This window comes from Mesorhizobium sp. M0960 (assembly GCF_040319055.1).
Taxonomy (GTDB): Bacteria; Pseudomonadota; Alphaproteobacteria; order Rhizobiales; family Rhizobiaceae; genus Mesorhizobium.
Genome location: NZ_JAMYNN010000046.1, coordinates 1 through 4,456 on the forward strand (window position 1 = coordinate 1; position 4,456 = coordinate 4,456).

At 61.4% G+C, this 4,456-nt stretch carries 5 protein-coding genes and 1 pseudogene; 3 read left to right on the forward strand and 3 right to left on the reverse strand.

Going from position 1 to position 4,456, the window contains the following annotated elements; all coding sequences use genetic code 11:
- Positions 1–483: 483 nt before the first annotated feature.
- The 3 genes from NKH63_RS31130 to NKH63_RS31140 form a co-directional block, all read right to left on the reverse strand.
- Positions 484–693, reverse strand: coding sequence for a hypothetical protein (locus NKH63_RS31130; RefSeq protein ID WP_023680898.1), 210 nt, complete (start codon positions 691–693; stop codon positions 484–486).
- A 244-nt stretch (positions 694–937) separates the two neighbouring features.
- Positions 938–1,156, reverse strand: a complete 219-nt coding sequence (gene tnpB / locus NKH63_RS31135; protein ID WP_084641913.1) for an IS66 family insertion sequence element accessory protein TnpB — start codon at positions 1,154–1,156, stop codon at positions 938–940.
- A gap of 138 nt (positions 1,157–1,294) precedes the next feature.
- Positions 1,295–1,561: a hypothetical protein gene (locus NKH63_RS31140; RefSeq protein WP_156937518.1), complete on the reverse strand. Its 267-nt coding sequence runs from the start codon at positions 1,559–1,561 to the stop codon at positions 1,295–1,297.
- On the opposite strand from NKH63_RS31140, the gene NKH63_RS31145 reads away from it, so the two are divergent.
- From NKH63_RS31145 to NKH63_RS31155, 3 genes and pseudogenes are all read left to right on the forward strand, one after another.
- Positions 1,545–3,632 (forward strand): recombinase family protein, encoded by a 2,088-nt coding sequence (locus NKH63_RS31145; RefSeq protein WP_352920504.1) that lies wholly within the window; start codon positions 1,545–1,547, stop codon positions 3,630–3,632. The genes NKH63_RS31140 and NKH63_RS31145 overlap by 17 nt on opposite strands.
- Before the next feature lie 7 nt (positions 3,633–3,639).
- Positions 3,640–3,867, forward strand: a complete 228-nt coding sequence (gene tnpB / locus NKH63_RS31150; protein ID WP_352718505.1) for an IS66 family insertion sequence element accessory protein TnpB — start codon at positions 3,640–3,642, stop codon at positions 3,865–3,867.
- A 69-nt stretch (positions 3,868–3,936) separates the two neighbouring features.
- A pseudogene (locus NKH63_RS31155) lies at positions 3,937–4,369 on the forward strand (IS66 family transposase); the annotation flags it as partial.
- Between the last annotated feature and the right edge of the window lie 87 nt (positions 4,370–4,456).

Below are 4,456 nucleotides of genomic sequence, written 5' to 3' on the forward strand. Positions count from 1 at the left end.
GTCGTCGACCTCTTCACCCCAGCCGAATGCGCCAACTACTTCAAAGCCGCAGGATATGAACCTGATTAAACAGGACGTGCTCTAGAGCAATTTGATAGGTGCTCCAGACAGGCCGGAACTACCGAAGGCTGATCGCGGCTTTCATGTTCCTCGCGCGCCACTAAATAGCCGGATTTGGCGCTCCTAACTCGTTCCCATGGCCGGCACAGTTGACTGCGGGCGACCCGGGCAGCGATCATAGCGATCGCCCACCAAAATCACCGCTTGTTCTCCCTTAGCGCTCTTGGTGTTTGAACGCGATGCCCTCAAACATAGATGCGACCGGTCTTGCCGCATTAAGGCGCGGACGTCTAAGTTACACGACGCGAATGCCAGTCCTATCCTTTCCACATCGTCGAGCGGAGAAGAGCCTGCAAATGCTCGGCCAAGTCGAGTTCACCGCGCGCCTCGATCTTCAAAAGATATCGTGCCTTGGCCCGGCGATCACCTTCCCTGACCGCAGTCCATTTCGTGGATCGCCTTGCCGAACGCAGTGTACATTGCCTTGTGCGCTTTGATCAGCGCCCGCAGATCGCTGGACGGTTCCTGGTCCCAGCGTCGCGGCTCTGTGGCGAGAGCTGTTGCCGCAACCGTCGAGGCGATAACGGCGCTGCCGGCGTTGAGAAGCAAGGCGCGGCGATTGATCCTGGACATGGTGAACTCTCCTCTTCACTTCATGGCAGACTGCCAGATCGGTGCCGTAACACGGGCCCGGCCGCGCTCTCACCGTAGCACGGCTGCCGGCGCATTTATGTCAGGATGGATGGCAGGGTTAGCCGCGTTACAGCCAGGGCATGGCAGGAGCGACCGCGCGGATCGGCATCTCGCGAAACCGTTCGATCAATTGTTTCTCCTCGGCACCGCCACCAAAGAAGATCGCGGTTGCCGAAAAACTCCATCACTTCGAAGATTGCTGGCCCTTGCCGTCCGCCGGAGACGGCCAAAGAAACCGGCTCTTCTCGAGCCGTTTTGCATACAGCGACATGCCGAGCCTATCATGCCAGATAATCTTGATCAGATTGCCGCAATTATCGACATTCTGCATATGGTTTCCGCTTTGCGACGGTTGCCTATCGCTGGCATCCGTTGTTTGGGAGCACGTTGCAGGTTTCGCCATTTCGTCGTGGGAAGGCGTTGACGTGCATCTACACGGAGGAGCGTCCTGACCTTTGCCGCGAACTCCCGAATTGGATGTTCGACGCCGGCTACTGCGCGGGCATGACGCTTGGGCGACCCGAAATCGGCATCGAGGGTCTCAATGAATTGACGATCGTCCTGCCGGCGCTCGGCGCGAATCGCAAGCAAGGCGCACAATCCCGCCCTTCAAGGAAGAAGGAGAGGGACGGTGCGAAGAAGCCGATATCACAATCGCGCGCAGCTCATCCTGCAGCTGGAGCGTCAAATTCCTCATCCGCCAGTGGGCAAAAACACAAAGGGACTGGTCGAGACATTGGCCGACCTTCTGCTGGAAGCGCTGGCGGCCGAAGCGGATCAGGGAGGCGGTGATGAACCCGAAGATCACGCCTGATCACCTCGCCCGCTCGGCGGTAGTTTACGTTCGTCAATCGACCATGTCGCAAGTGACGGGCAATCTGGAAAGTCAGCGCCGGCAGTATGACCTGGCGGGAGCCGCAGAAGCGGTCGGCTTTGCATCGGTGACGGTGATCGACGACGATCTTGGCCGCTCGGGGTCCGGCCTGATGCAGCGACCCGGCTTTGAGCGGCTTGTCGCCATGGTCTGCTCCGGCGATGTCGGTGCGGTCTATTGCATCGAGGCGTCACGACTGGCGCGTAACGGACGGGACTGGCATCATCTGATTGACTTGTGCGCGCTGGCCGGCACGCTGGTCGTCGATCCGGATGGCGCATACGATCCGCGGCTCGTCAACGACCGCCTGCTGCTTGGGCTGAAGGGAACGATGTCGGAATACGAACTGAACCTGATGCGACAGCGCGGCATCGCCGCCCGTAACTCCAAGGCCAAGCGTGGGGAGTTCCGCTTCATGCTTCCGCCAGGCTTCTGCTGGAGCGAGGCCGATAAGGTCGAGATCGATCCTGACGAGCACGTGGCCGACACCATCCGGCTGGTCTTCGCGAAGTTCCGCGAGTTGGGCAGCGCGCGGCAGGTCTTCTTATGGCTGCGATCGGCAGACATTAAAATGCCCGTGGTCCGGCGCAATGTCGGGGTTTGCAAACTCGTCTGGAAGCCTCCCGCCTACCACAGTGTCATGCAGATTCTTCACAATCCGCTTTATGGCGGCGCCTACGCATTCGGCAGAACGGCGCAGCGGACACGGATTGTCGAGGGGCGCGCCCGTAAGGCCAGCGGCTTCAGGAAGTCTCGCGACGAATGGCATGTGTTGTTGCGTGACAATCATCCTGGTTACATCAGCTGGCAGGAATACGAGGAGAATCAGAAGCTCCTGCTCGAGAACGCGCATATGAAGAAGAACTGCGCGCGCAAATCTGCACGTGGAGGCCGCGCCCTGCTCACGGGATTGATGCGTTGTGGGCGATGCGAACGAATGATGCGCGTCTTCTACGGCATGGCGAAAGGCAACGCCCATCGCTACCAATGCCGCGGCGATGATGCCCATGTCGGCGCTGGCCTGTGCATCGGCATTGGCGGTCTGCGGATTGATCGCGCCGTCGCCCTGCAGATCCTAGAAGCCGTCTCCGATCGTGCCGTGGAAGCCGCGATCTTTGCTTCGGAGCAGGCCGAGCGTTCGCGAAAGGACATCGTTGCCGCCGTCGAGCGGGAGCTGGAAGCAGCCCGATACGATGCCTCGCTGGCCGGGCGTCGTTACGAACTGGTCGACCCCGCCAAGCGCCATGTCGCACGCGAACTCGAGGCTCGCTGGAACGATGCGTTGGACCGCGTGGCCACACTGGAGCGCCGGATCGCGGAGCTGTCGGCTCTGTCGGCGACACGCCCAAAGGTCGATCGCGCCCGTTTGCTTCAGCTTGCCCACGATCTACCGGCGGTATGGAACGCACCCTCAACCGACACTCGGACCAAGCAGCGCCTTATCCATATCCTGGTTCAGGAGATCGTATGTGATCTCGATGAGGCGACCAACGAAGCCGTGCTGCTGATCCATTGGACCGGCGGGCGTCACACCGAGGTGCGTGTTGCCCGCGTCAAGACCGGCCGTTGTCCAGATATGGCGCCGAGCGCCGTCGAAGCACTGCGCAAACTCGCCGGACACTGGCCGGACCGCGAGCTTGCCGTATCGCTCAACCGGATGCGCTGCAAGACCGGCGATGGCGAGACCTGGACGACGGTGCGCGTGCGCGAAATGCGCGAGCGGCTCGGCATACCCGGATACGATCCAGCCAAGGCTGATGGCGAAATGATCAGTCTGATGAAAGCCGCCGAACGGCTTGGCATCTGCGTCGGGTCCGCGAAAAGCTTGGCTCTCAAGGGCATCCTGCCGGCGAAACAGATTCTGCCCGGTTCGCCCTGGCTGGTCCCGGTTGAAGCACTCGCTTCAGAAGCGGTACGCATAGGGGTGCAAGGTATCGTCGCTCGTCGACCGAAGTTCTGCGAGCAATATCAATACGATAAAGTCGTCCGACTGCCCGGACTCTGACAAGGGGATGCATTATGAAACGAACTGCACTGACCGGATCAAGCTGATCTTCTGGGACGGCACCGGCGTCTGCCTCTATGCCAAGCGTTTGGAGGATGGGGAGTTCCGCTGGCTGAAAGTGCATGACGGCATGATGCGGTTGACGGCCGCGCAGCTCTCGGCGCTACTCGAAGGTCTCGACTGGCGGCGCGTCCATGAGGCGCGCCGGACCCGCGTTCCAGCCCAGGCCGGCTGACCCGCGACGAAGTGAATCAGTCTGGATTCCGCTGTCGCGGGCTGTCGGCGAATATGGTCTGATCCGCTCATGGCGATGACGGCTGACCAGCTTCCCGACGATCCGGACGCGCTGAAGGCGATGGTCCTGGCGCGCGACGTCGAGAATGCCCGCCTGATCCAGATCATCAAGGAATTGCAGCGTCATCGCTTCGGCCGTCGTGCGGAGACGCTCCCCGAGGATCAGTTGCTGCTAGGGCTCGAAGAGGCCGAGCAGATCGAGGCCGCCGGTGAGAAAGCGAAGGAACAATCTGCTCTCGCCGAGCGCCAAGCAAAGGCCACGAAGCGCCGGGCGAACCGCGGCGCGTTGCCACTCCATCTGCCGCGCACGGAGATGGTCGTCGACGTCGAGGACCATGCCTGCCCGTGCTGCCGCAATGGCCTGCACCGGATCGGCGAAGATGTTAGCGAGCGGCGATATCGTGCCGGCGCAGCTGCGTGTGATCGTCGTGCGCCGGCCCAAATAGCCGGCGGTCGCGTATTTCCACAGCGCCACCAGCAGCTTGCGGGCGAGCGCGACGATCATCGCCTTCTTGAGGCGGCCGCCGTTG